The following is a 24808-nucleotide window of genomic DNA, read 5'->3' as shown; positions in this document are numbered from 1 at the left end:
TTTAACATGACATTTGCACAAAAAAACGTTAAAGCGTTTATAAAGTTACTAAAAAATAATCCAGACCTGTTGAATATTCAAGACAGACAAACTCTCGAAGATAAGATTCCAGAAGATATTGAAGAAATATCAGAATTACTCTTGGCTTGGTGCGAACAACGACCAGAAATTAATGGGGCTTTGGAGCAAGTACGTAGAAGTCTCCCAGATCATGAACCAATAGGTGAGAAGGGAATTGGAGGCACTGTCCCCACTCCTGAAACTAAAGCTGAGTATGAAAATAACGTGAAAGAAGAACTACTCAACGCTCTCCGCAAGAGTTCTCCCCCAGAAAACCCCGAACCCAAAAATCCCAAAGGCTGATGACTAACACCGCCTTGCGACTCAAAAACCCCAGCGTCACCCTTTATGCCTTCCATCTCTGCCAAGACCTAAGCCAAGAACTGGAACAGTTGCGACCGGATGCGGATCAGTTGTGGCAACACTGTGCTAACCTCAGCCAACCCCTAGGTATCCCAGACCTGAAATCTTTACCTGAAAAAATACCATCCCCTCTAAGCCAAACCGCGATCGCAAGCCGTTACGTAGAGTTACTCCCAGGGAATGCTCCCTTAACCTACACTGCACCACTGCAACTAGCAGGCTCTCCCCTAACCGTCCAGGTCTATCCGGTTAAAATTCATGATACTTATGCCCTTGACCTAACCCTGTCTTGCCAGAATACCGTTGCAGCCAGTGAATTTAGTGGCTTCAATCCCCAAGGGTGCCTCCTAGCCAGCAACATTCAAGCTTCCTTGGGACAAACCTTAGTGCTCTATGGCGAACCCGTGGGCACTCTTGAGGAAGATAGAAAGTTAGCCGATGCCTGTGTGGATGCTTTTTTCCAGGGAAGCGACCAAAAACCGCAGTTTATGGCATCTGGGCAGTTATTTGGTAGTCCAATTTTTGCCTATGACAACCGTAAGGAGAAACCAACGGAGCAATGTCACCTTCTGGTCTGGTTAAACCGTAACCCAGAAACCTCAAAGCTGGTTGAAAAGACTTCCTTGTCTTTTTTCAATCTGTTGTGCTGTCGCAGTAAAATCCTGTTTGCTTATGATCAAGCCCGTTGGTGTTATCGCCAAACTAGAGCACTCTATAGCCAACTGGAACAAGAGGTTAAAGGCTTCAAGGAATTGCCAAGGGAGCCAGAAACACGGCTAGAGCAACTGAAGCAGAAACTGACGGAGATGCCACCCAAGACCTTTGAGTATGCTGGTTATCTGCGAGACATGGAGGACCACAAAAATGCGATCGCTACCAATGACTACAACTATGACTACTGGCTAAACAAAATCTGTGAACATAGCCTCGAAGACGATACTATCAAGTTTTTGGAAGACTTCTTCAACCAAAGAACTAAACGGTTTAAAAAACAGATTCAAACCGACCTCAATTATCTCAAACCCGGTCAGCAACTATTTGACCAGATGCTTGGTAGTATCCGAGGCATTGTGGACATTGAGCAGGCAGAATGCGATCGCGCTTTGGAAAAAGCCCTCAGAGATAAGGAGGAGGCTGATCAAGCCCGAGAAAAACAATTAGAGTCAATTCGGCATCAGGAACAGAAAGCTGCTGAAGAACGAGAAAAACAATTAGAACGTTGGATTGCCCTGGTCGGTACTGGTTTAGCAGTTAGTGGTATTTCGTCCCAAACTGCTGCTAAACCGGTAGAGTCTATGATCACCCAACTATACCCGGAACAATCCTTAGATTGCCCCACTGCTGGTGTTACACCTTGCTTGATTTACACTCTCGTGTTTGTGCTATTTCATGTAGGAGTTGGTGCGATCGCTGCGTTAATTATGGATCGAATTATCAAATTGGTATCAAAATGAGTACTCAAGGGAACAGGGAATAGGGAATAGGGAATAGGGAATAGGGAATAGGGAATAGGCAAGAGCCAAGAGGCAAGAGCCAAGAGCCAAGAGGTAAAAAATCCTGTGTACCTCATTAGCCTATAAACCGCTATATATAGCACTACGCATTCAGATGTTTGACATTGTCTTGATGCAGTCGCTCCTAAACTCCGAAACGTGAGTCTAGCTTACTTCTGACTTCTGACTTCTGACTTCTGACTTCTGACGCTAAGCGTAGCGCTATAGCTATTTGTCTGGAAGTAGCCCATTTAATAACACCCCAAGAATACTAGAAAGTCCAATCCCTTCCAAGGCAAACCCTCCTGCATTGACGCTCATTCCCCCTACCCCTAGCATTAAAATTACAGCAACGATCACAAGATTACGGGATTCTAATAAATCTGCGCTAGAGCGAACAATACTGTTCATCCCAATCACCACAATTGTGCCAAATAAAATAATTAAAATTCCTCCCATTACTGGCACAGGAATAGTTTTTAAAAGGGCTTCTAACTTTCCTAAAAAAGAGAGTAAAATAGCGATAATAGCTGCCCAGGTCATAATCGCTGGATTAAAGGTTTTTGTTAAGGCAACTGCCCCTGTAACTTCCGAATAGGTGGTGTTGGGAGGACCCCCAACAAAAGCCGCCAATGTTGTTGCTAATCCATCCCCTAACAGGGTGCGATGTAAACCGGGTTCTTGAAGATAATTATTTCCAGTCACAGAACTAATGGCTAACACATCCCCAATATGTTCAATGGCAGGAGCGATCGCAACGGGTACAATAAATAAAATTGCTGGTAAACTAAAACTGGGTCTGGTAAATTCAGGTATTTGAAACCAAGGAGCTTGACTAACAAGTGTAAAATCCACCATCCCTAACGGTAAAGTTACCAGATAACCGACTCCTATCCCCATCAAAATCGGAATTAATCGTAAAAAACCCCGCCCTAAAATGGCAGTTAGCATCGTGGCTAATAGAGAAATCATTGCTACACTAATTGCCATCCCTTCGCTGTATCCTTCCCCAGCTTCTGATGCCATTTTTACAGCAGTTGAAGCTAAACTCAGACCAATCACCATAATCACTGGTCCGGTGACAATCGGGGGTAAAATACGGGTAATCATACCCGAACCGCGCCAAAAAATAATTAGACTTAAAATCAGATAAACAATGCCAGCAGCTGCAAGTCCAGATAAGGTTGCAGGCAAACCATATTTCTGAACACTCAAGGTGATGGGGGCGATAAAGGCGAAGGAAGAAGCGAGATAAACGGGAATTTTACCCCCCGTAACCAGTTGAAAACATAACGTTCCCACACCAGAAGTAAACAGGGCAACATTCGGGTTTACTCCCGCTAAAATGGGGACTAACACCAACGCACCAAAGGCAACAAACAGCATCTGTGCCCCGAGGAGGATATCTTTAAAACGGAAGTTATAAACTGTTGAAACTGTGCTAGATTGAAGGTCTGGGTTTGGTGAATGTTCAGGGAATTCACTCATGAGTTGCGGACGCTTTTGTCAATTGCTTAAAAGTTATCTTACACTGAACTCAGTCAGGAAGCATGGAAATTATTCCATATCATAACTCGGGATTGATTCAGTAATTCCTCAAGGGACATTACCCACCAAAGCTGATAGAATTCCAAACAACTAGCTTATAACTTGATAATTACAAAAAACATGGAACAGAAAGCAACTGCGTCTACTAAACTAGTCACCGGTAACTTTGTGGTGATCCAGGGAGATATCAATCGCAGAATTGGCGATGGTGGTGCTAGCCTCTGGAAAAAGACCTTCAACACAGGGGGACGCTACAAGGGCGGCGCTGCGATCCTGATGTTGATGGTTAAGGGATTGACAGCAACCGACAGTGATGCAGAGGTCAAAATCAATGGTAAAAGTGTAGGGAAGATCTACTCCTACGAGGGAGCTAATCCGAATCACTGGTTTACCCAAATCATTAACATTGGTGCTGGCATCCTGAAGGATGGGGATAATGAGCTGGAGGTTGAAGCCGTAGATTTGCCAAACCCCTCTGCTGGCGACCTCTATAACGATTTTTATATACGGGATGTGGTTTGCTTCTTCCAGCGGGAAGATTAGGAAACGTCTTTTATAGCAACGGAACTATAGTTTAGGACATACTTTTTGGTGTGAAGGGAACAGCGGATCCCCCCTAACCCCCCTTACTAAGGGGGGAAGGGAAAGCGGATCCCCCCTAACCCCCCTTACTAAGGGGGGAAGGGAAAGCGGATCCCCCCTAACCCCCCTTACTAAGGGGGGAAGGGAATAGGGAACAGGAAGTGTGGGAAGTGTGGGAGGTGTGGGAGGTGTGGGGAGTGAGATGAGTAAGTGGCTCCCCAAGACCTCACTGCATGGTTACTCCCGATTCCCGATTCCCGATTCCCGATTCCCGTTCCCCTCCTGGGAGGGGTTAGGGGTGGGTTCCGATTCCCGATTCCCGACTCCCGATTCCCTATTCCTCTACTCGCTCACCAGTCAAGCTAAAGGCACGAGCTTCGGTAATTTTAACTAGAACTAGCTCACCTTTAAGGTGATTAATATCCCCAGAGAAGAACGTGAGACGATTTCCTTTGGTTCTGCCCATCACTTGAGTATTGTCTTTGGGATTCTGGTCTTCCACCAGCACTTCCTCAATCCGTCCCAGATAACGTTGCGATCGCTCAGCTGCTTTTACCGCAACTAGGTGGTTGAGACGTTGAAGGCGATCGCATTTGACCTCCTCAGAGAGCTGATTTTCCCACAATGCGGCTGGTGTGCCAGGACGAGGGGAATAGGCAGCGGTATTGAGCTGGTCAAAGCCAATATCTTCTACTAGTTTTAGGGTATTTTCAAATTGTGCTTCCGTTTCCCCAGGAAAGCCCACAATCGCATCTGCACTAATGGAGGCATCGGGCATATAGTCCCGAATGGTATTAATAATCCGGCGATATTTCTGGTGGGTATAGCCCCTTGCCATAGCTTTGAGAATATCGTTATCCCCAGATTGGAAGGGAATGTGGAAATGTTCGCACACTTCCGGCAACTCATGACAGGCGCGGATCAGCCGTTCTACAAAGTAGCGGGGGTGACTAGTAGCAAACCGGAGCCGCTCAATGCCTGGCACATTGCTAACATAATACAGTAAATCTGTCAAGGTGTGCTGATGCCGCCCCGATTCAGTCACCCCTGGTAAGTCACGTCCGTAAGCATCAATATTTTGTCCTAATAGGGTGATTTCCTTATAGCCAAGCCGTCCCAACTCCTCCATTTCTGCCCGAATCGCTTCTGGAGTACGGGATTGCTCTAAACCTCGGACATTGGGCACTACACAGTAGCTGCAGCGTTCGTTACACCCATAAATTATATTTACCCAGGCGCTAATGCTGCTGTCCCGTCTTGGTTTAGTGATGTCTTCAACAATATGAATTGGTTCTGTAGCAACTAGCTGGTTGCCATCAAATACCTGGTCTAGCAAATCCCCCAAACGATTGGCATGTTGGGGTCCCATGACTAAGTCAACTTCTGGGACTCGCCGCAGCAGTGCTTCTCCCTCCTGTTGTGCCACACAACCAGCTACTACCAAGGTCAGGTCTGGTTGTTGGTGTTTGCGCTTTGCCTGTCTTCCTAGGTAGGAATAAACCTTTTGCTCAGCATTATCTCGAATGGTGCAGGTGTTGTAGACAATTAAGTCAGCCTCGTTGGGATTTTCTGACCACTGGAAGCCGATATCCTCCAGAATTCCAGCCATCCGCTCGGAGTCGGCTTTGTTCATCTGGCAGCCAAAGGTGGTGATATGGTAGCGGCGGGGAAATGAGGTCATCTTACGTTAAACAGCTAAGGATTCGATCAGGGGATCTTCTCTAATTATAGATTTCTCAGACCTACTCCTCTTTATCATTTCTCAGCCAAACCTAAATTACACCCCTAGACCAAACCTATAGATATAGCAGTCGCCAGGGCAGTTAGGACATCGACATTAGTCTCAAACCTAAGTAAGCGCAAGAGTTTGACTTCTGACAAATGACTTCTGACAAATGACTTCTGCTATAGTTGCCAGCATTTTTCTCTAATCAACATTTTATTAACCAAAATTTTTGTCTGGTTGCTTTACCTTGCTTGACTATTTAATCATATCCGTAAATACACTTATTTTAAACATAAAGCTATTTGTATAAATCCCTAAAATCATCGTTTTTTGTTGGTTTTTATTAAGTTAAAATAGTGTGTTTTTTGCTGGTTTTATTATTTTAATATTTTTTGATTAATTTAGTTTTTATTGAAAATTCATGCTGATTTTGCTGGAAAAGTTTTGAAGTAATGAGTAGAAACTTTGAGCAAGGTCACCACAATGGGTTTTCAAAGATATATCTTTTTGTCTACTCTGCTAGTTACAGTTTTAGGAGGTAATTTTTACTATGGTGAGTCTAGTTTTGGACAAGGGTACCATTCTGATTCGGTTTACCAGCAATTACTAGCTGTACAGGAAGAAAGTTGTCCTCCAGGAAGCGGACGGCGAGAGACTTCTGATTGTTTAAATTGAAAGCCTTTATCCTTAAAAAAATGGCTATATCCTGCTGGAATTGATAACTACAGTTCAGGGGAATTTATCAGGTAAATTTAAAAGATAACTACCTGGATTTCCACTGACCATGAAAGCTTAAGGGGATAACCTTTGGTAATCCCAGACGACATATCGGTTCTTGATTTAGGGTGTTTCTACCAAATACCATCACTTCACTAGTATCAGAATTACCGTCATACACCACTGTTAATATCCAACCCTGGTCAGGATTCAGGCTATCCGTTACATAGACTGGTTCCGAGGGATAGCGATTTTCTCCTAAATCAGCCACAATCAAGGTGCCAGTTTTGTGGTCAAAACATCCAATTGCACCCAATAATTCTTTACTAATATCGACGACTTCGCGATGTACTGATAAATAAGTATGAAGTGAGTATTGTCCTACTCGCTGTTGCGGCACTACAGGAAATTCACAGCTTCTATCCAACAACTGTTGTAACTGCACGACCTGACCAGTGTCAGGATTCAGTCGGGCTTGCCACAGGGTTCCTTTCGCTTCGGTCTTAGTTTGACCAGTGGCAACTTCTTTCAAATACTGATTGGTCTGAAAGTCAGCATAACGGACAAAATCAATCACGATCAAGCCATCTTTCTCCACATAACCATTGCTGAAGTGCCACTGATACCAGGGTTCTGCTTCACCGCGACTGACTACACTAAGGCTGTCACAATCTACAACAATAATTTGGGTTGACTTATTTGGGTGCCACTCCATAGCATCACCATAGCTGCACCAACCTAGAGCTACTTTTAGGAAATTCACTCGCACTGGGGGTACAAAAAATACTAGATACGGCCCTGCCAGAACAAAATCATGGATGAAGGGCAAACCCTCTAGCTGTACTGACCCTTGTTTGATAATTTTGCCAGTGGAGTTGCTCTTGTAAATGTTGAGTCTGCTATTAAGTTCAGCCGTCAGTCCAAAGTTGAAAATCTCTCCAGTTTTGGGATCAATCTTGGGATGGGCAGAAAAGGTTGCTCCCTGGGCTAGGCCAGATAAGTCATCAGTGCCTCTGGTTTCTAAGCTCTGGAGGTCTAAGGCATGGGGATGACCACCTTCCCATAGGGCTAACAATTTATCAGGTAATGGTAGCACTGAGGTATTGGCAGCATTTTTAACTGGCTTACTCCAGCGTTTCCAGATTGGTCCTGGTGTTGTCATGCCATAGTTGGGGTACAGTAATTTGTCAGCAGCTGCTTCTGCTTGATAGCCAGAGGTTTGGACGTAGCGATAAACTCCTGTGGCACCAGCAGGGGTGAAATGTACTGCTAAAATCGCCCCATCACCATCAAACCAATGTCCAACAGCTACACCACCTCGCTCTAACCGTGCAGGACCATTTCTATACAGAGAACCTCGCAACCCTTCTGGGATTTGGCCAGAGATGACCGGGAGGGCAGTAGGCGGAAATTCAGTTGCCGGTTTTGCGATCGCATTCGCCCAGCCTTTTGTTGTAGATGCTTGATTCATCGTTGCTATAGCAGTTGTCAAAGGGAGCAGGGAGCAGGGAGCAGGGAGTAGGGAAGAGTGTGGGGAGATGGGGAGATAGGGAGATAGGGAGATAGGGAGATGGGGAGATAGGGAGATAGGAAACATTTTTATAGCTTTTCTGATATTTACCAGGTAAACTCAATGTTCTTAGCCCGATTCCCGATTCCCGATTCCCGATTCCCGATTCCCGATTCCCAACTCCCGATTCCCGACTCCCGATTCCCGATAGTTATTACCCAGCTACTGCTGTCGCTTCTGGTTTCTGGGCAGACTCCTGATCTTTGCGTTGGATCAGTTCAATCTTGTATCCACTCGGGTCTTCCACAAAAGCAATCACTGTTGAACCATGCTTCATCGGTCCTGGCTCCCGCACTACCTTACCACCAAGGGATTTAATTTGGTTGCAGGTTTGGTAGATATCGTCTACACCAAGGGCAATATGACCGAAAGCATCCCCGATGTTGTACTGATCAACCCCCCAGTTATAAGTTAGTTCAATAACTGTGTTGTCAGATTCATCCCCGTAGCCTACAAATGCTAAGGTAAATTTTCCCCCTGGATAGTCCTTCTGACGGAGCAGCTTCATGCCTAGGACATCGCAGTAAAACTTGATCGATTCCTCAAGATTGCCGACTCGCAGCATTGTGTGTAGCATTCGCATTAGCTTAGTGTCTCCTCTTGAATCTAGCTAATTCGGTTCTATTTTATAGCAGTTGTTAGAGGGAGCAGGGAGTCGGGAGTCGGGAATCGGGAGTCGGGAGTCGGGAATCGGGAGTCGGGAATCGGGAATCGGGAATCGGGAAAAAATCCTGTTTACCTCATAAGTTTTGATATCTGAAATATAATTGAGAACCCAGCGCTATACCTCGAATTGTGATCAAGGTCGGGTTTGGAGGTCTCTCTACTATACATGGCAGAGTTTAGCAGTTTCTTGTGTCTACAATAGAGTTGATTATTCCACAGTTCATGTAGTGCGATCGCATAAGCGCGGAAGCTGAGGCCGTAGGCCACGCTATGCGAACGCTTCATCGCGTGACTCGCATAGCGGCTCAATGCGCGCGCATCGCATTTTCCGATTCCCGATTCCCGATTCCCGATTCCCGATTCCCGATTCCCGATTCCCGATTCCCTTAAACCCCATAACCTTTAACCTTCAACCTTCAACCTTCAACCAATTAACCTTTAACCCGATTCAACCCTAAACATGGTCACTTGGGATCCCTATCTAGCATCAATCCCTAAAGAGTACGACCAATGGTGGCAAGTTTATACCCTCACCGATGTCGAAAACCGCAAGCGCAAGGAGCAGCAACAGACTCCTGGGCTGTTTAACTTTAACCTAATGGTGCAAACCATCAAGTCCGAGCAGCCACAAAGATACCAGCATCCGGAAGAGACTCAGCGGTTGCCTGTCCTAGAAGGATTGCAGAAGTATGCTGGTGACCATGTCTTGCTGGTAGGACGTCCGGGTTCAGGCAAATCCACAGCCTTAGTGCGATTGTTGGGGGATGAAGGGATACAAGGAAAAATTCCGGTGCTGGTGGAACTGCGATATTACCAGACATCGGTGCTGGAGTTAGTACGGAATTTTGTGAAACGCCATGGTGTACTGCTGGACTCCACGGAAATTGAAAGACTATTGTTTAGACTTCGCGGCAGTTGTCGGGAACAGGGAACAGCGGATCTGGGAACAGTGGACAAGAATTGACGCAAAGCGATGCAGAGGTGCGACCCGTGGCGAATTTAATTCGCCTACGGAAAGCGCACCTAAGTGGTCTTGGGGAGGCAGCGCGGTCTTGGGGGTTCCCCCCATGAGCGACTGCCGTGGTTTCCCCCATGAGCGACTGCATCAAGAACACTATTAGAAAAATACTTTTGCAAGAGGTCTATTGATGGACAATTCTGGTTACTGAGCGATGGCGTGAACGAGCTACCGTCAGCAGCAGGATACCAAGATTTGACTCAGTTTCGGAGGGATTACCAGAAGACTCAGGGTCCCGGACTTGGTGCTTTGGATCATTATTTCATTGACTTGTAGAGAGTCGGGAGTAGGCGGGAGTGATGTGGAATGGGCATCTTGCCCGTTTCCTGGTATCACAAATGCGAACGCGCCCCGCGTGACCAAAGGTCAATCGCGTAGCGTGGCCTACGGCCAATCGCATCTGTGATAGTGCTCAATTCTCCTGACTAACCTGATGTTGTGCCAATAGCTGCTCAAATTCCTCAAGGGAGTTACTCTCAAGAGAGTGATCAATCAACTGTTCCAACCCAGAGATATCGTCTATGCCATTAATCGCTGCCACCAATTCCGGTGATACCGATTCAAAGCGCTTTTGTAAAATTTTAACTACTGTCCCTTGAAAGCTTTTCCGAGATTGTTGAAGTCCTTGTTCCAGACCCCTTTTCATTGCCCTTTCTGACCCTCGACTAATTAAAGGCATCTGTCTTTCCTCCTGATAACGTTCGAGTTCTTGATTCAGCTCCTGTTCTAACTGTTCCGGTAAAGCCATCATCTGGTCAATACATTGGAATAGCTTCACTATATCGTTTTTACTATAACCTTGTTCAAAAAGTATCCGAATCAGGTACCACTTCCATCGCTTGCGCTCCATCGGTTGTTTATGGGTGGCTTTGGTTTTTAAATGAGCCATCACCACTACTGCAAAGGGATTGGTACTCGATTCCAACACCTGCCACCTTGACTCATAGTTGAGTAATTTAACTATGGGAAATTCTAGACTCAGGCGACAACCTCCCAATCCATATTCATAGGACGATGGAGACCAAGACGCATTCTCATCCCCCAATACCGCTAAGCTAATCACAGGTTTTTCGTACAAGTCAAATGCCCTGTAATGATATTGCTACATTCGCTTGGCAAAGGTTGATTCTTTTTGGCTTTGTACCTCTACATGAATCAACACCCAAGTTTCATTGCCACCACAGAGCCAGACCTGGAATAATTTATCAGCGATCCGTTTTCCTGACTCGGCAGCACCAACTATCTGCTGTAGCTCTGTATCAAGGGATTGGGGTGTCTGATTCCAATCAATCAGAGTGTGAACTTCGGGAAAACAAAACTGTAAAAATGACTCAAAATAGGCTTGTAATGCTTCTTTACAAGGATTGTCATAGTCAGCTATTGGTTCGTTCATTTCTATCTTTTAATACTACACTAATACTAAAAAATATCTAATCATAAAGAGACAAATAATCTTATTTATATCATAGTAGTAAATGTAGAAATTTGTATATAAAAATATAAGACTATGGAGAGATTAATACTAAAATTACTGAAAGCAATCTCTAGGATTTATAACTTAGGTTAAGTACACAATTTTAAAATTTTATGGAAATTGTTCTAGTTCCTGGTAACCATGACCTGAACTGGACACTAGCAGAGGAGGCTGATCAGTAATGCGATCGCATAAGCGCGGAAGCTGAGGCCGTAGGCCACGCTATGCGAACGCTTCATCGCGTAGCGGCTCAATGCTCACGCATCGCATTACTGACTTTGGATTGATCGAACAACTGGCCGTTGCTGGATTTCGCTTCTTCCTCCACGGACACATTCACAGAGCCGAAACCAGCCTTTTCCGTTACGACAAAAGCCGATATGGGAGCAAACTCGACCAAATTTGTGCTGGCACCTTTGGCGCACCACTTAGTCATCTCACTTCCCACACTCCCTGTTCCCAGATCCGCTGTTCCCTATTCCCTGTTCCCTTACCTTACTGATGCCTCTTTCTCCAACAACAGTGTCACAGGACCATCATTTTCTATAGAAACTTCCATCATCGCACCAAACTCACCAGTTTCTACCCGTAAGCCACTCATCCGTAACTTATCCACAAATAGTTGATATAATCCCCTAGCGTATTCTGGAGCAGCGGACTTACTAAAGGAAGGGCGGCGTCCTTTGCGACAATCTCCGTAAAGGGTAAACTGGCTAACCACCAATAGCTCACCACCTATATCCTGCACGGACTTTTCCCAACGGTCATTACCAGTAGTCTCGTCAGCAAATAGCCTTAATTCTAGACACTTTCGCACCATCCAGTCTAACTCAGCTTCCGTATCAGTATCCGCAATACCGACTAGTAGGTTAAGCCCTCGCCCTATTTTCCCAATCACTGTTGTTTCTACTTCGACTTGAGAGGATTTGACTCGTTGGATGATTACGCGCATATGTAGCAGTTCTCAATTGGCTGAGGTACAAATTTTTGGGTTTTAGGGAACAGCGGATCTGGGAATAGGGAACAGGGAGCATACAGGAGTTAAGAGAAAAGTCGGCAGTCGAAAAAAATTTTATGGACCTCATTAGATTATAAAACAATACGAAAGGCCATTTTAATAAAAATGGATTTTTTTAATCCATAAAAGCTTGATTTAGTAAGCTTCAGAGCAATTATTTTATACTCATTTATAATCGCCACACTAGGCCACCATTTATTCCCGATTCCCGATTCCCGATTCCCGATTCCCGATTCCCGATTCCCAGATCCGCTGTTCCCTCTTAAAAACTTATGATACCTACAAACTAATTAACGATAATACCAAAAGAAAGCCAATTTCTAACAGATAAGTAATGCAAACGCTACGGTTTAATAAACCATCCCAAAGATAACCTTGGCGTTTCGGAGCATTACTGCGCTTAAAGGTACGACTCCAGCCAGTAAAAATAGCTGGACTGCGCAAGTTAAACTCCTGAGTCAAAATTTCCTCAATTTGTCCCAAACGGGGATAGAAACCGCGCTGGAAGTGCTTCCATTGACTTTCCAGAATCCAGAAAAACAGGGGAATAGCACACCCAATCAGGGCGATGCTATTCTGTTTCTCTTTTAAGACCATGCGCACAACCACACCAGTGGCCGTAATCCCCAAGGCTTTAATCACCCAGATTTGTTTGTTGTAATCTTCTACAGTAGTTTGCAGGAAAAAATATTCCTGTTTGAGCAGATTTAGCTCGAATTCTGAGCCCGATGGGGGTTGGGGGTCGATGGGTGATGGACTAGACATAACGTTAGTGTTCAAGTAACACAAAGTGTTTGTTGTGCAAAACCTTTTGCATCGCTTCCATCTGAGCTTTGGCCTGTTGCAGCTGACTTTGAAGTTGCTGAATATCTTCCGATGGTAATGATGTTACTTCAGAATAGGATTGAAACCCAGTATGGGTTTGACCATTACCGACACCAGGATGCGTTCGCGTAGCGTGACCGTAGGTCAATCGCGTAGCGTGACCGTAGGTCAATCGCGTAGCGTGACCGTAGGTCAATCCCATGTACTCAACGGTTTTGGCTGGCCCCTTCACCGCAGATTTAGCTACTGGTTGATATTCTCTCGACCGAGTCTTAGTCACCAGTGGTTCACGGTTTGACTGGAAGCTAGAACTAGTATATACAGTGTAGTTAATTGGCTGCTGTGGCAATTTCTGATTGTCTATCTGATTGTCTATCTGATTCTCGATCTGATTTTCTAAAGGCTTATGTTGAGTAAGGTTCTGCTGGGATTCTGAAAGCCTAAGTTTTTCTAATAATTCTTCCTTTTTTTGACTTTGTTGTGCTAAATCTGATAACTGTGACTGAAGTTGGGATGACTGTTGAGCAGACTGTTGCCATCCTGCTATGGCGACACTGGCCATACCAGCTCCCAGGCTAATCACCGTTGCTAAGGTCAGGTAAGGCGTTGCCGCATCTCGCACATGACCGTAGAATAGTTGCTCCTCCTGTACTTTAATGGATAATGGCTGAGCACCGAACCAGCCTACGGGTAACGTCAGCCCAGCAAATACTGTTGCTGAAATCAATGCTGGTCTAAACACAAATTTCTGAAGTGGGGAGGAAATCATAGATGATATTATTGCCCTTAACAACAGGTCAGTAAGAGTCCCGAAACCCTAGTCATCTTAACTAGTCTTCCCCTAGCTTATTTAAAATAATTTTGGTTAGTTGTGAGCCAACTCTAAAATAATTGTGATTATTTTCAGCAATTTTCGTGAGCCATATCACAATTAGTATGGTCGAAATATTTAGGGCGATTATATCAACAATACTATAGGTATAGAAAACTATGTAGTGTTGATGTTCCAGACCTTAAAGTGGCATACTCTCATCGTAAGAATTAAGTTATCAGCACCCAGTTATCAGCACTAACTAGTCAGTTTTTAAACCATGGCTGTTCGCGTAGCGTGCGCGTAGCGCTTAAGCTGATAGCTAATAGCAGATAGCTCAGATAGCAGATAGCTCACAGCTCCTAAGGGCTGAGATGGCTGACATCATTGATTAACTAGGAGATTGAAAAGAAGTGACATTCCTTTCTTATCCTAGAGCGATTTAACGATTAAGGCAGTTGCAATCTTTAGATAATTAGAGGAAAAAGCATGTTGACTAAATCAGAAACTGCAATTGCGGCAATTGATGCCAGAGAGATATTAGATTCTCGTGGACGTCCAACAGTAGAAGCCCAAGTGCGCCTTGTGAACGGTGCCGTGGGAATTGCCCAAGTTCCCAGTGGTGCTTCTACTGGTACTTTTGAAGCCCATGAACTACGAGATAATGACCCCCGTCGCTACGGTGGTAAAGGGGTACTCAAGGCAGTATCGAATATCAAAGAAAAACTCGGCCCAGACCTATTGGAAAACGATGCTCTCAACCAAATGTTGGTTGACCACAAGATGATTCATCGGGATGGTTCGGCCAACAAAAAGACTATGGGAGCAAATGCCATCCTAGCTATTTCCCTAGCTACAGCTAAGGCGGCGGCGGCCAGTAAAGGACTCCCCCTCTACCGCTACTTAGGTGGACCACTAGCTAATCTACTACCAGTTCCGTTGATGAATGTGATCAACGGTGGTGCTCATGCGGATAATAATGTAGATTTTCAGGAATTCATGATTGTGCCAGTGGGAGCGAAGTCGTTTCGAGAGGCTCTGCGCTGGGGAGCTGAGGTTTTTGCCGCCTTGGCTAAGGTTTTGAAAGAGAAAAAATTGCTTACCGGTGTGGGAGATGAAGGTGGCTTTGCTCCCAACTTGGGGTCAAATAAAGAAGCGCTAGACTTATTGATTGCGGCTATAGAAACATCTGGGTATAAGCCAGGAGAACAAATTGCTTTAGCGATGGATGTGGCAGCCAGCGAGTTCTACAAAGACGCTCAGTATGTCTATGATGGACAGCCTCACTCTCCAGAAGAGTTTGTTAACTATCTAGCTGAGTTGGTGGGGCAATACCCAATTGTTTCTATTGAAGATGGACTCCACGAAGAGGATTGGAGTAATTGGCAGTTGCTCACTGAAAAACTGGGTTCCCGTATTCAGTTAGTGGGTGATGACCTATTTGTTACCAATCCCACCAGGCTACAAAAAGGTATTGATATCGGTGCTGGTAACTCGATCTTGATTAAGCTCAATCAAATTGGTTCCTTGACCGAAACTCTTGAAACTATTGACTTAGCAACTCGCAACGGTTTCCGTTCCGTGATTAGTCACCGTTCTGGGGAAACCGAAGATACTACTATTGCTGATCTAGCGGTTGCTACTCGTGCCGGTCAAATTAAAACAGGTTCACTGTGCCGTAGTGAACGGGTGGCTAAGTATAACCAGTTGCTGCGGATTGAAGATGAATTAGGCGATCGCGCCATTTATGCTGGAACTTGTGGCATGGGACCGCTGTGTCAGGGTTGAAGGTTAGGAGGTTGAACGCGATTGCGTGGCCAATAGCCTAAGGTTAGGAGGTTGAACGCGTAGCGTGGCCTATTGGCCAAGGTTGAAGGTTATTTGGTTAGGAGGTTGAAGGTTATTTGGTTGAACGCGACGCCCGTGCCTATTGGCCAAGGTTGTTCGCCTTTGGCGTCCCTTGTAGGGTAGGTTGAAGGTTATTTCGTGGGGAGTGTGGGAGGAATGGTTTTTTCCTATCTCCCCTTACATCTGGTGTCTTCTGCACATCCGTCCCACAACCGATTCACGGATAAAAACTCAGTTGAGGCAAGCCTAGGGTTTCGTCCCAACCCATCATCAGATTCAAGCACTGTACGGCTTGACCAGCTTGACCTTTGAGCAAGTTGTCGATGGCTGACATAACGATAACTCGATCAGTTCGGCTATCGACTTCTACCCCTATGTAACAAAGATTAGTGCCACAAGCCCACTTGGTTTGGGGATAGGTGCCACTGGGTAACACCCGGACAAAGGGAGAGGCGCGGTAGAAGGCTGTGTAAATAGTGAATAAATCTTCCCTGACTAGTCCCGGATCCTGCAATGTGGCATAAACGGTAGCTAGGATTCCCCTTACCATGGGAACGAGGTGGGGTGTAAATTGCACCCTGACTTCGTGACTGGCTAAATGACTGCAAATTTGCTCAATTTCTGGGGTATGGCGGTGATGGGTCACGCCATAAGGGGCTAGAGAGCTGTCAGCTTCTGCTAGTAAGAGATTGGTTTTTGCCTTGCGTCCACCCCCAGAAGTACCGGATTTGGCATCGATAATCGCAGTGTCTGGAATAATCAGACCCTGTTTGAGCAGGGGAGCAATGGCGAGCAGGCTGGTGGTGACGTAGCAACCAGGACAACCGACTAACTCGGCAGAGGAAATGCGATCGCGATACAGTTCCGGTAAACCATAAACAGCAGTAGCAGCGGTTTCTTGGTCGTGGCGCTCTCCACCGTACCAGCTTTTGTAAGTCTCAAGTTTACTAAATCGATAGTCAGCTGAGAGATCGAGAACTTTTAATCCTTTTGATAACAGTGATGGTGCTAGCTTATGGGCTAAACCGTTAGGCAACGACAGAAACACTACCTGACAACGGGATACAATAGTATTTATGTCAATAGGCTCAATGGTTAGATTAACACGATGGCCTAGATGAGGGTAAAGCTCGGCAAATCCCTTGCCAGCACTGCTTTCTCCACCCAAATAAACTACATCGACTCCTGGGTGATCCATCAAGAGCCTTACAAGTTGTACGCCACCATAACCAGAAGCACCAATTATGCCTACTGGCAGGCGTTCTAAATCCCCCATCATCTTCCTTTCCTATAGGGTAAGAGCTTTGACATCCTCCCCCACTAAGGGCTAATTGCTGGCTCAGTGGGAGATTTTCAACCTTGGGCCTGATTATACACCTGCTTGCGGGACTCTTGACTAGACCAAGAACAACCTCAGTCCCCGTCAGACCCTCTCCACAGGCATTTTCATTCACTGTCTTGGGAACAGTGGCTCAGTTTTCTACGTCCTGTTTTAGCACTATTTGTGCAGTTGCCACATCTGTTAGTCAATCCGATCACTAACAAAAATTATCCCCTAGCAACGGTTCGTTAAAACTGACTAAGTTTACCCTAATCCCTCAGTTATTGGCAACATTTGAATGGCACAAGACCAGTTGTGATTTCGTAAGCATTCAGCTATCAGCCCTTAGCGGTCAGCTTAAAACAAGCTATCCGGCTGACCAGTTCAACGGACTCAAAGCCAAAGACTATAAATTCCTCGCTCAGGGGAGGGAACTGATATTAAACGAATACTTACCTGTTTCATTCAAAAGCACCATCTGTAGCACCATCTGTAGCGCCTTAGCTGATACCTGACGGCTGAATGCTTACGTGATTTTCCAAATCACAAGGCGCTGACATCGGAACCTGCTTCTGGTGATTAAAAGCCTGGTCTATCTACCAAGCCAGCAGCCGAACTTCGATAGACTATACTAGAAACCAAGAACATCTAACCGGGTGCATCGAATATTTGTAAAAAAGGAAGTGTGGGGAGGGGGGGGAGTGTGGGAAGTGTGGGAATTTTCGGGGCAATTTTTGCCTAATTTCAGGCATTGAGATGCACCCATCTCACCTCATGTCAAGTGTCAAACTTGGGAAAATGAGCTATAATCATTCTCCCATTGATTTCAAGCCCATTCAATAATTAAACAAAAGCAGCAAGCAAGTGGAATCACCCAAAACTGATGTGTATAAGTTTGATAGCATTGATGATGCTCTGGCAGACCTGAAATCAGGTCAACCAGTGGTGGTGGTTGATGATGAAAATCGGGAAAACGAAGGAGACCTAATTTGTGCTGCACAATTTGCTACCCCTGACATGATTAATTTCATGGCAGTGGAAGCACGAGGGTTGATTTGTCTGGCGATGACAGGGGAGCGCTTGGATGCTCTAGACCTTCCCCTAATGGTGAGTAACAACACGGACACTAACCAGACAGCGTTTACCGTGAGCATTGATGCAGCACCCCACTTAGGGGTGACCACTGGTATCTCCGCTGAAGACCGTGCTCGTACTATCCAGTTTGCGATCAACCCAGTAACCAAACCCAGTGATTTGCGACGACCTGGTCACATTTTTCCCCTCCGTGCTAGAAAGGGAGGCGTATTGAAGCGGGCTGGTCATACGGAAGCAGGGGTTGACTTATCAAGATTGGCAGGTTTATACCCAGCGGGTGTGATCTGTGAAATTCAAAATGCTGATGGCTCCATGGCTCGCTTGCCAGAGTTGATTGAGTATGCCAATAAGCATCAACTCAAAATTATCAGTATTGCTGATTTAATCAGTTACCGCCTCAAACATGACCGCTTTGTTTATCGAGAATCCGTTGCCCAATTCCCCAGTAATTTTGGGAATTTCCAGATTTACGCTTACCGCAACACGTTAGATCACTCGGAGCATGTTGCCGTTGTAAAAGGAGACCCGACTCAGTTCAAAGACCATCAAGTGATGGTGCGGATGCACTCAGAATGTTTAACGGGAGATGCCTTGGGTTCTCTGCGCTGTGACTGTCGAATGCAACTACAAGCTGCCCTGAAAATGATTGAGAATTCCAGTGAGGGAGTCGTGGTTTATTTGCGGCAAGAAGGCCGAGGGATTGGTTTGGTGAATAAGTTGAAAGCTTATTCCTTGCAAGATATGGGACTGGATACCGTAGAAGCAAATGAACGTTTGGGATTCCCGGCTGACCTGCGAGACTATGGCATGGGAGCACAAATTCTCAATGATTTAGGAGTTAAGAAAATTTGCTTGATTACCAATAATCCTCGGAAAATCGCTGGTTTAAAAGGTTATGGATTGGAGGTAGTCGATCGGGTACCATTGTTGATTGAAGCTAATGACTACAATTCTAGCTATCTGGCAACTAAGGCACAGAAGCTGGGTCATTTGCTGTTGCAGACCTATTTAGTTACGGTAGCGATTCATTGGCAAGACCAGCCCCAGCAGGTGACAGAACGTTATCAGCGTTTAGAAAAGCTAAGGTCTCTAGCTCATAGTCAGAACTTATTATTGCAGGAGGAGTCACGACCTGTAGCGTCCGCAGTTTTTGAGAAACCTGCTTTAATGGTACACTTAGGGTTTGATCAGCCTGAGCTAGCAGCACTAGATTGGTACGAATCTAGTGACCATCCCTATGTTAATGCGATCGCTAATATTTTAGACAGCGTGATTGAATGGCCTGAGCTAAGATGCCTGGAATTTCTAGTCTCTTCTGGACACGATCCACTGACTAGTTTACAAATACTCTTAGACCGAGAGAAGTTTCCCTTGACTAAGCGACCATCTTCAGTGTGTGAGAATTTAACGACTCAGAAAATTTATAGTTTTGATCGCTCCATGGAGTAATATCAATTATTGCTTTTAGTCATTAGTTATTACTTATTTGTTAACCCAACACCCATGCTAATGATTTAATCTCTTTTAATTTCTTTGGTTGCTTGATATAGAAAAAGCCTCTTGCCAGTTTAGACAAGAGGCTTTTTCTATTAACTATTATTAAAATAATATATATCCTGGCACTGAGCTATTTTAGCAGGCAGCTACCCACCAACTATCTTCGCCGCAGCTACGTTTCACCTCCGAGTTCGGGATGGGGTCGGTGTGGTTCCGTAGCGCTATAAGCACCAGGAAGTGGTTAGAACCATTAAGATTGCATAGCTAGTGTTTCAAAGCCAAATTGTCTTTAATTTGTGGTCAAGCCCTCGGTCAGTTAGTACGTCTCGGCTTCATCTATTACTAAACTTCCACCTAACGCCTATCAACAGCTGTTCTTACTGTGACCTTACCTCCTTAACAGAGTGAGAGTACTCATCTTGAGGTGGGCTTCCCACTTAGATGCTTTCAGCGGTTATCCTCTCCGCACTTGGCTACCCAGCGTTTACCGTTGGCACGATAACTGGTACACCAGCGGTGCGTCCCTCCCGGTCCTCTCGTACTAAGGAGGGCTCCTCTCAATACTCTTACGCCTGCACCGGATATGGACCGAACTGTCTCACGACGTTCTGAACCCAGCTCACGTACCGCTTTAATGGGCGAACAGCCCAACCCTTGGGACGTACTTCCGCCCCAGGTTGCGATGAGCCGACATCGAGGTGCCAAACCTCCCCGTCGATGTGAACTCTTGGGGGAGATCAGCCTGTTATCCCTAGAGTAACTTTTATCCGTTGAGCGACGGCCCTTCCACTCAGTACCGTCGGATCACTAAGGCCGACTTTCGTCCCTGCTTGACTTGTAGGTCTCGCAGTCAAGCTCCCTTCTGCCTTTGCACTCTTCGGCTGATTTCCAACCAGCCTGAGGGAACCTTTGCGCGCCTCCGTTACCTTTTTGGAGGCGACCGCCCCAGTCAAACTGCCCACCTGAAACTTTCCCCGAACCGGCTTACGGTCTCGGGTTAGAATCCTAGCTTCGTCAGAGTGGTATCTCACCGTCGGCTCCCATGCCCCCACGAGGGCATGTTCTTCACCTCCCACCTATCCTGCGCAGACCAAGCCCGAACCCAATCCCAGGCTACAGTAAAGCTTCATAGGGTCTTTCTGTCCAAGTGCAGGTAGTCCGTATCTTCACAGACATTCCTATTTCGCCGAGCCTCTCTCCGAGACAGTCTCCAGATCGTTACGCCTTTCGTGCGGGTCGGAACTTACCCGACAAGGAATTTCGCTACCTTAGGACCGTTATAGTTACGGCCGCCGTTCACCGGGGCTTCAGTCGCTAGCTACGGTTTCCCTCACCAGCTTCCTTAACCTTCCGGCACTGGGCAGGCGTCAGCCCCCATACTGCGTCTTGCGACTTCGCGGAGACCTGTGTTTTTGATAAACAGTCGCCTGGAGCTCTTCACTGCGACCACCTCTCGGTGGTACCCCTTCTCCCGAAGTTACGGGGCCATTTTGCCGAGTTCCTTAGAGAGAGTTACCTCGCGCCCCTTAGTATTCTCTACCACCCCACCTGTGTCGGTTTCGGGTACAGGCATCAACAGTTTATGAGACTTCGGGCTTTTCTGGGAAGCCTGACTGCCATCACTTCCCCGCCTTAGCGGGTCGGACTCGCCACTTAGCTCAGAACGTTTTCTCCGTTCCTCATCACCTCGTTGGCTTGCACCGGGACTACCATTCCCCGGCTGATGGTTAGCCTTCTCCGTCCCCCGGTCTCAACTACTGATGGTACGGGAATGTTAACCGGTTTTCCATCGACTACGCCTTTCGACCTCGCCTTAGGTCCTGACTAACCCTCCGTGGACGAGCCTTCCAGAGGAACCCTTAGGGTTTCGGGGCATTGGATTCTCACCAATGTTTTCGCTACTCAAGCCGACATTCTCACTTCTAAGCTGTCCACACCTGCTTGCCGCTAGTGCTTCTCCCTACTTAGAACGCTCCCCTACCGATATTTCTATCCCACAGCTTCGGCATCGTCCTTAGCCCCATTCATTTTCGGCGCAGGAGCGCTTGACCAGTGAGCTATTACGCACTCTTTCAAGGATGGCTGCTTCTAGGCAAACCTCCTGGTTGTCTTTGCACTCCCACCTCCTTTCTCACTTAGGACGCATTTTGGGGCCTTAGCTGGTGGTCTGGGCTGTTTCCCTCTTGACAATGAAGCTTATCCCCCACTGTCTCACTGGTTGGGATTACACCTGGTATTCTTAGTTTGTCTCGATTTGGTACCGCTCTCGCAGCCCGCACCGAAACAGTGCTTTACCCCCAGGCTTTCCCCAACCGCTGCGCCTCAACGCATTTCGGGGAGAACCAGCTAGCTCCGGGTTCGATTGGCATTTCACCCCTAACCACACCTCCTCCGCCGATTTTTCAACATCGGTCGGTTCGGACCTCCACTTAGTGTCACCCAAGCTTCATCCTGGACATGGTTAGATCACCCGGGTTCGGGTCTACAACCAGTGACTATCGCCCTTGTCAGACTCGCTTTCGCTTTGGCTTCGAGTTTCTCCCTCTTAACCTGCCACTGGCTGTAAGTCGCCGGCTCATTCTTCAACAGGCACACGGTCAGACGTTTAATCGTCCTCCCATTGCTTGTGGGCTAACGGTTTCAGGTTCTATTTCACTCCCCTCCCGGGGTTCTTTTCACCTTTCCCTCGCGGTACTGTTTCCCTATCGGTCACACAGGAGTATTTAGCCTTACGAGGTGGTCCTCGCTGATTCACACGGGATTTCACGTGCCCCGTGCTACTCGGGATTCAACTGGTTTCTTTCCACTTTCGACTACAGGACTTTCACCTTCTCTGGTGCAGTATTCAGCTGCTTGATCTAGTTTCCAGTTACCTTAATGCTGTCCCACTACCCCACCAGCAATTGCTGATGGTTTAGGCTCTGCCCCTTTCGCTCGCCGCTACTGAGGGTATCGCTTTTGCTTTCTTTTCCTCCAGCTACTAAGATGTTTCAGTTCGCTGGGTTCGCTCGCTCTGACCTATTGATTCAGTCAGCCGTTTTTGGGTTGCCCCATTCGGAAATCTCCGGATCTCTGCTCGTTTCCAGCTCCCCGAAGCTTATCGTCGGTCACCACGTCCTTCTTCGCCTCTGTGTGCCTAGGTATCCACCGTTAGCCTTTTGTAGCTTGACCATACTTGTTCTTTTTTACCGCTTTTTCGCGCTACTCTCGTTTCGCTCGCGGCTCGACTTTTTGGCTTTTCTACACTTCGCTATGCAATTTTCTTGGTTCTTTACTGGACTCAAAGCCCAGCATCCTGAACTGGTTTTTTCTGGCAGTTCCGGTGCTGAGCTTGTTTTCCGTCCTGATTTTTTTTGGCTTTTCTGGCTACGCGCCTCACCTGTTATTTAGATGTGGGCCATCCTGGACTCGAACCAGGGACCTCACCCTTATCAGGGGTGCGCTCTAACCACCTGAGCTAATAGCCCGTATCCGAACCATCATTAGTTTGAGAGCCTAGTCTTCTACCCTTCGACCTCGGTTGACCTGATTCACGAACTCGCCTCTTTGGCGAAAGATTCGGTCTCAGTTGGTCTCCCTGTAAAGGAGGTGATCCAGCCACACCTTCCGGTACGGCTACCTTGTTACGACTTCACCCCAGTCACCAACCCTGCCTTCGGCATCCCCCTCCCTAAAGGGTTAGGGTAACGACTTCGGGCGTGGCCAGCTTCCATGGTGTGACGGGCGGTGTGTACAAGGCCCGGGAACGGATTCACCGCCGTATTCTGACCGGCGATTACTAGCGATTCCTCCTTCATGCCGGCGAGTTGCAGCCGGCAATCTGAACTGAGGCCAGGTTTGATGAGATTAGCTCCCCCTTGCGGGTTGGCTGCCCATTGTCCTCACCATTGTAGTACGTGTGTAGCCCAGGACGTAAGGGGCATGCTGACTTGACGTCATCCCCACCTTCCTCCGGTTTGTCACCGGCAGTCTCTCTAGAGTGCCCACCTGAAGTGCTGGCAACTAAAAACGAGGGTTGCGCTCGTTGCGGGACTTAACCCAACATCTCACGACACGAGCTGACGACAGCCATGCACCACCTGTGTTCGCGCTCCCTAAGGCACTCCCAGCTTTCACCGGGATTCGCGACATGTCAAGCCCTGGTAAGGTTCTTCGCGTTGCATCGAATTAAACCACATACTCCACCGCTTGTGCGGGCCCCCGTCAATTCCTTTGAGTTTCACACTTGCGTGCGTACTCCCCAGGCGGGATACTTAACGCGTTGGCTTCGGCACAGCTTGGGTCGATACAAGCTACACCTAGTATCCATCGTTTACAGCTAGGACTACTGGGGTATCTAATCCCATTCGCTCCCCTAGCTTTCGTCCCTCAGTGTCAGGTGCAGTCCAGTAGAGCGCCTTCGCCACCGATGTTCTTCCCGAAATCTACGCATTTCACCGCTACACCGGGAATTCCCTCTACCCCTACTGCCCTCTAGTTCCTCAGTTTCCACTGCCTGCCCAGAGTTAAGCCCTGGTCTTTAACAGCCGACTTGAGGTACCACCTACGGACCCTTTACGCCCAATAATTCCGGATAACGCTTGCATCCTCCGTATTACCGCGGCTGCTGGCACGGAGTTAGCCGATGCTTTTTCCTCAGGTACCGTCACTTTCTTCTTCCCTGATAAAAGAGGTTTACAACCCAAAAGCCTTCCTCCCTCACGCGGTATTGCTCCGTCAGGCTTTCGCCCATTGCGGAAAATTCCCCACTGCTGCCTCCCGTAGGAGTCTGGGCCGTGTCTCAGTCCCAGTGTGGCTGCTCATCCTCTCAGACCAGCTACTGATCGTTGCCTTGGTAGGCCTTTACCCTACCAACTAGCTAATCAGACGCGAGCTCCTCTTCTGGCAATAAATCTTTCACCAATAGGCATATCCGGTATTAGCCACTGTTTCCGGTGGTTGTCCCCGACCCGAAGGCAGATTCTCACGCGTTACTCACCCGTCCGCCACTCCCCCGAAGGGGCGTTCGACTTGCATGTGTTAAGCATACCGCCAGCGTTCATCCTGAGCCAGGATCAAACTCTCCATGGTACTCAGTTTTTTTTCTTTCCCTGACCCTTAGTCAACTTAAACAGTTAACTTCGAACCAGTTCGGAATTTTAGGTTTTAGTTTTAGCTAATCTGTCCTATAATTAGG

The 24808-nt window shown here is 46.9% G+C and carries 21 protein-coding genes, 1 tRNA gene and 3 rRNA genes; 10 read left to right on the top strand and 15 right to left on the bottom strand.

What is annotated here, in order from left to right; translation table 11 throughout:
* Positions 1–6: 6 nt before the first annotated feature.
* Positions 7–363, top strand: coding sequence for a hypothetical protein (locus LYNGBM3L_RS26520; RefSeq protein WP_008188668.1), 357 nt, complete (start codon positions 7–9; stop codon positions 361–363).
* Positions 363–1877 (top strand): hypothetical protein, encoded by a 1515-nt coding sequence (locus LYNGBM3L_RS26515; RefSeq protein ID WP_008188667.1) that lies wholly within the window; start codon positions 363–365, stop codon positions 1875–1877. Before LYNGBM3L_RS26520 ends, LYNGBM3L_RS26515 begins: the two co-directional genes overlap by 1 nt.
* A 267-nt stretch (positions 1878–2144) precedes the next feature.
* On the opposite strand, the gene LYNGBM3L_RS26510 is transcribed toward LYNGBM3L_RS26515, so the two are convergent.
* Complete coding sequence (locus LYNGBM3L_RS26510; RefSeq protein ID WP_008188666.1) at positions 2145–3404, bottom strand: uracil-xanthine permease family protein; 1260 nt, start codon at positions 3402–3404, stop codon at positions 2145–2147.
* Positions 3405–3584: 180 nt separating this feature from the next.
* Here LYNGBM3L_RS26510 and LYNGBM3L_RS26505 point away from each other — a divergent pair, with 180 nt between their 5' ends.
* Together LYNGBM3L_RS26505 and LYNGBM3L_RS44365 are read left to right on the top strand one after the other, a co-directional pair.
* Positions 3585–4007, top strand: coding sequence for a type 2 periplasmic-binding domain-containing protein (locus LYNGBM3L_RS26505; RefSeq protein ID WP_008188665.1), 423 nt, complete (start codon positions 3585–3587; stop codon positions 4005–4007).
* 202 nt (positions 4008–4209) lie between these two features.
* Positions 4210–4440 carry a hypothetical protein gene (locus tag LYNGBM3L_RS44365; RefSeq protein ID WP_154659926.1) on the top strand — a complete coding sequence of 77 codons (231 nt, stop codon included), beginning with the start codon at positions 4210–4212 and terminating at the stop codon, positions 4438–4440.
* On the opposite strand, the gene miaB is transcribed toward LYNGBM3L_RS44365, so the two are convergent.
* A complete protein-coding gene (miaB, locus tag LYNGBM3L_RS26500; protein ID WP_008188664.1) occupies positions 4381–5727 on the bottom strand; it encodes a tRNA (N6-isopentenyl adenosine(37)-C2)-methylthiotransferase MiaB in 1347 nt (448 codons plus the stop codon). The genes LYNGBM3L_RS44365 and miaB overlap by 60 nt on opposite strands.
* 528 nt (positions 5728–6255) lie before the next feature.
* Between miaB and LYNGBM3L_RS26495 the strand changes: the two genes are divergently transcribed.
* Entirely contained in the window at positions 6256–6447 is a 192-nt protein-coding gene (locus LYNGBM3L_RS26495) for a hypothetical protein (protein ID WP_008188662.1), read from the top strand.
* Positions 6448–6535: 88 nt separating this feature from the next.
* Here the strand turns inward: LYNGBM3L_RS26495 and LYNGBM3L_RS26490 are convergent, their stop codons facing one another.
* Both LYNGBM3L_RS26490 and gloA read right to left on the bottom strand, forming a co-directional pair.
* Complete coding sequence (locus tag LYNGBM3L_RS26490; protein ID WP_008188659.1) at positions 6536–7960, bottom strand: carotenoid oxygenase family protein; 1425 nt, start codon at positions 7958–7960, stop codon at positions 6536–6538.
* A gap of 253 nt (positions 7961–8213) precedes the next feature.
* Positions 8214–8642 carry a lactoylglutathione lyase gene (gene gloA, locus LYNGBM3L_RS26485; protein ID WP_044494940.1) on the bottom strand — a complete coding sequence of 143 codons (429 nt, stop codon included), beginning with the start codon at positions 8640–8642 and terminating at the stop codon, positions 8214–8216.
* Positions 8643–9033: 391 nt separating this feature from the next.
* Here gloA and LYNGBM3L_RS44360 point away from each other — a divergent pair, with 391 nt between their 5' ends.
* Positions 9034–9183 (top strand): hypothetical protein, encoded by a 150-nt coding sequence (locus LYNGBM3L_RS44360; protein WP_154659925.1) that lies wholly within the window; start codon positions 9034–9036, stop codon positions 9181–9183.
* 2 nt (positions 9184–9185) lie between these two features.
* Complete coding sequence (locus LYNGBM3L_RS35110; protein ID WP_008188655.1) at positions 9186–9689, top strand: ATP-binding protein; 504 nt, start codon at positions 9186–9188, stop codon at positions 9687–9689.
* Positions 9690–10005: 316 nt separating this feature from the next.
* Here LYNGBM3L_RS35110 and LYNGBM3L_RS44355 read toward each other — a convergent pair whose 3' ends face one another.
* The 3 genes from LYNGBM3L_RS44355 to LYNGBM3L_RS49535 are packed head-to-tail and all read right to left on the bottom strand — an operon-like array spanning position 10006 to position 11136.
* Entirely contained in the window at positions 10006–10143 is a 138-nt protein-coding gene (locus LYNGBM3L_RS44355; RefSeq protein WP_154659924.1) for a hypothetical protein, read from the bottom strand.
* A 12-nt stretch (positions 10144–10155) separates the two neighbouring features.
* Positions 10156–10821 (bottom strand): hypothetical protein, encoded by a 666-nt coding sequence (locus LYNGBM3L_RS26475; protein ID WP_008188653.1) that lies wholly within the window; start codon positions 10819–10821, stop codon positions 10156–10158.
* A 24-nt stretch (positions 10822–10845) separates the two neighbouring features.
* On the bottom strand, positions 10846–11136 hold the full coding sequence (locus LYNGBM3L_RS49535; protein WP_008188651.1) for an RpnC/YadD family protein: 291 nt from the start codon (positions 11134–11136) through the stop codon (positions 10846–10848).
* A gap of 334 nt (positions 11137–11470) precedes the next feature.
* On the opposite strand from LYNGBM3L_RS49535, the gene LYNGBM3L_RS46125 reads away from it, so the two are divergent.
* On the top strand, positions 11471–11719 hold the full coding sequence (locus LYNGBM3L_RS46125) for a hypothetical protein (RefSeq protein ID WP_131827069.1): 249 nt from the start codon (positions 11471–11473) through the stop codon (positions 11717–11719).
* Here LYNGBM3L_RS46125 and dtd read toward each other — a convergent pair.
* The 3 genes from dtd to LYNGBM3L_RS26455 form a co-directional block, all read right to left on the bottom strand.
* Positions 11708–12169: a D-aminoacyl-tRNA deacylase gene (gene dtd, locus LYNGBM3L_RS26465; RefSeq protein ID WP_008188648.1), complete on the bottom strand. Its 462-nt coding sequence runs from the start codon at positions 12167–12169 to the stop codon at positions 11708–11710. The genes LYNGBM3L_RS46125 and dtd overlap by 12 nt on opposite strands.
* Before the next feature lie 345 nt (positions 12170–12514).
* Positions 12515–13000 carry a hypothetical protein gene (locus LYNGBM3L_RS26460; protein WP_008188646.1) on the bottom strand — a complete coding sequence of 162 codons (486 nt, stop codon included), beginning with the start codon at positions 12998–13000 and terminating at the stop codon, positions 12515–12517.
* A 4-nt stretch (positions 13001–13004) separates the two neighbouring features.
* Positions 13005–13829 carry a hypothetical protein gene (locus tag LYNGBM3L_RS26455; protein WP_008188644.1) on the bottom strand — a complete coding sequence of 275 codons (825 nt, stop codon included), beginning with the start codon at positions 13827–13829 and terminating at the stop codon, positions 13005–13007.
* Positions 13830–14360: 531 nt separating this feature from the next.
* Here LYNGBM3L_RS26455 and eno point away from each other — a divergent pair.
* Positions 14361–15659 (top strand): phosphopyruvate hydratase, encoded by a 1299-nt coding sequence (gene eno / locus LYNGBM3L_RS26450; protein ID WP_008188642.1) that lies wholly within the window; start codon positions 14361–14363, stop codon positions 15657–15659.
* 277 nt (positions 15660–15936) lie between these two features.
* Here eno and argC read toward each other — a convergent pair whose 3' ends face one another.
* Positions 15937–16995: an N-acetyl-gamma-glutamyl-phosphate reductase gene (gene argC / locus LYNGBM3L_RS26445; RefSeq protein ID WP_008188640.1), complete on the bottom strand. Its 1059-nt coding sequence runs from the start codon at positions 16993–16995 to the stop codon at positions 15937–15939.
* Positions 16996–17904: 909 nt separating this feature from the next.
* Between argC and ribBA the strand changes: the two genes are divergently transcribed.
* Complete coding sequence (gene ribBA, locus LYNGBM3L_RS26440) at positions 17905–19584, top strand: bifunctional 3,4-dihydroxy-2-butanone-4-phosphate synthase/GTP cyclohydrolase II (protein ID WP_008188638.1); 1680 nt, start codon at positions 17905–17907, stop codon at positions 19582–19584.
* A 165-nt stretch (positions 19585–19749) separates the two neighbouring features.
* Here ribBA and rrf read toward each other — a convergent pair.
* From rrf to LYNGBM3L_RS26420, 4 genes are all read right to left on the bottom strand, one after another.
* Positions 19750–19867 (bottom strand): 5S ribosomal RNA (gene rrf, locus LYNGBM3L_RS26435).
* Between the two features lie 61 nt (positions 19868–19928).
* Positions 19929–22803: ribosomal RNA gene (locus tag LYNGBM3L_RS26430) — 23S ribosomal RNA — on the bottom strand.
* Between the two features lie 222 nt (positions 22804–23025).
* Positions 23026–23099: transfer RNA gene (locus LYNGBM3L_RS26425), tRNA-Ile, on the bottom strand.
* A 114-nt stretch (positions 23100–23213) separates the two neighbouring features.
* A 16S ribosomal RNA gene (locus tag LYNGBM3L_RS26420) occupies positions 23214–24702 on the bottom strand.
* The 16S, 23S and 5S rRNA genes sit together here with 1 tRNA gene alongside, the layout of an rRNA operon.
* Positions 24703–24808: the final 106 nt, after the last annotated feature.

The organism is Moorena producens 3L, from assembly GCF_000211815.1.
In the GTDB taxonomy this organism is placed as follows: domain Bacteria; phylum Cyanobacteriota; class Cyanobacteriia; order Cyanobacteriales; family Coleofasciculaceae; genus Moorena; species Moorena producens.
This window is presented reverse-complemented; position numbering and strand designations above follow the sequence as displayed.

Excerpts from the sequence above, each read along its gene's own strand:
- LYNGBM3L_RS26520 (WP_008188668.1), top strand. The coding sequence starts at position 7 with ATGACATTTGCACAAAAAAACGTTAAAGCGTTTATAAAGTTACTAAAA.
- LYNGBM3L_RS26515 (WP_008188667.1), top strand. The coding sequence starts at position 363 with ATGACTAACACCGCCTTGCGACTCAAAAACCCCAGCGTCACCCTTTAT.
- LYNGBM3L_RS26510 (WP_008188666.1), bottom strand. The coding sequence starts at position 3,404 with ATGAGTGAATTCCCTGAACATTCACCAAACCCAGACCTTCAATCTAGC.
- LYNGBM3L_RS26505 (WP_008188665.1), top strand. The coding sequence starts at position 3,585 with ATGGAACAGAAAGCAACTGCGTCTACTAAACTAGTCACCGGTAACTTT.
- miaB (WP_008188664.1), bottom strand. The coding sequence starts at position 5,727 with ATGACCTCATTTCCCCGCCGCTACCATATCACCACCTTTGGCTGCCAG.
- LYNGBM3L_RS26495 (WP_008188662.1), top strand. The coding sequence starts at position 6,256 with ATGGGTTTTCAAAGATATATCTTTTTGTCTACTCTGCTAGTTACAGTT.
- LYNGBM3L_RS26490 (WP_008188659.1), bottom strand. The coding sequence starts at position 7,960 with ATGAATCAAGCATCTACAACAAAAGGCTGGGCGAATGCGATCGCAAAA.
- gloA (WP_044494940.1), bottom strand. The coding sequence starts at position 8,642 with ATGCGAATGCTACACACAATGCTGCGAGTCGGCAATCTTGAGGAATCG.
- LYNGBM3L_RS44360 (WP_154659925.1), top strand. The coding sequence starts at position 9,034 with ATGCGCGCGCATCGCATTTTCCGATTCCCGATTCCCGATTCCCGATTC.
- LYNGBM3L_RS35110 (WP_008188655.1), top strand. The coding sequence starts at position 9,186 with ATGGTCACTTGGGATCCCTATCTAGCATCAATCCCTAAAGAGTACGAC.
- LYNGBM3L_RS44355 (WP_154659924.1), bottom strand. The coding sequence starts at position 10,143 with ATGCGATTGGCCGTAGGCCACGCTACGCGATTGACCTTTGGTCACGCG.
- LYNGBM3L_RS49535 (WP_008188651.1), bottom strand. The coding sequence starts at position 11,136 with ATGAACGAACCAATAGCTGACTATGACAATCCTTGTAAAGAAGCATTA.
- LYNGBM3L_RS46125 (WP_131827069.1), top strand. The coding sequence starts at position 11,471 with ATGCTCACGCATCGCATTACTGACTTTGGATTGATCGAACAACTGGCC.
- dtd (WP_008188648.1), bottom strand. The coding sequence starts at position 12,169 with ATGCGCGTAATCATCCAACGAGTCAAATCCTCTCAAGTCGAAGTAGAA.
- LYNGBM3L_RS26460 (WP_008188646.1), bottom strand. The coding sequence starts at position 13,000 with ATGTCTAGTCCATCACCCATCGACCCCCAACCCCCATCGGGCTCAGAA.
- LYNGBM3L_RS26455 (WP_008188644.1), bottom strand. The coding sequence starts at position 13,829 with ATGATTTCCTCCCCACTTCAGAAATTTGTGTTTAGACCAGCATTGATT.
- eno (WP_008188642.1), top strand. The coding sequence starts at position 14,361 with ATGTTGACTAAATCAGAAACTGCAATTGCGGCAATTGATGCCAGAGAG.
- argC (WP_008188640.1), bottom strand. The coding sequence starts at position 16,995 with ATGGGGGATTTAGAACGCCTGCCAGTAGGCATAATTGGTGCTTCTGGT.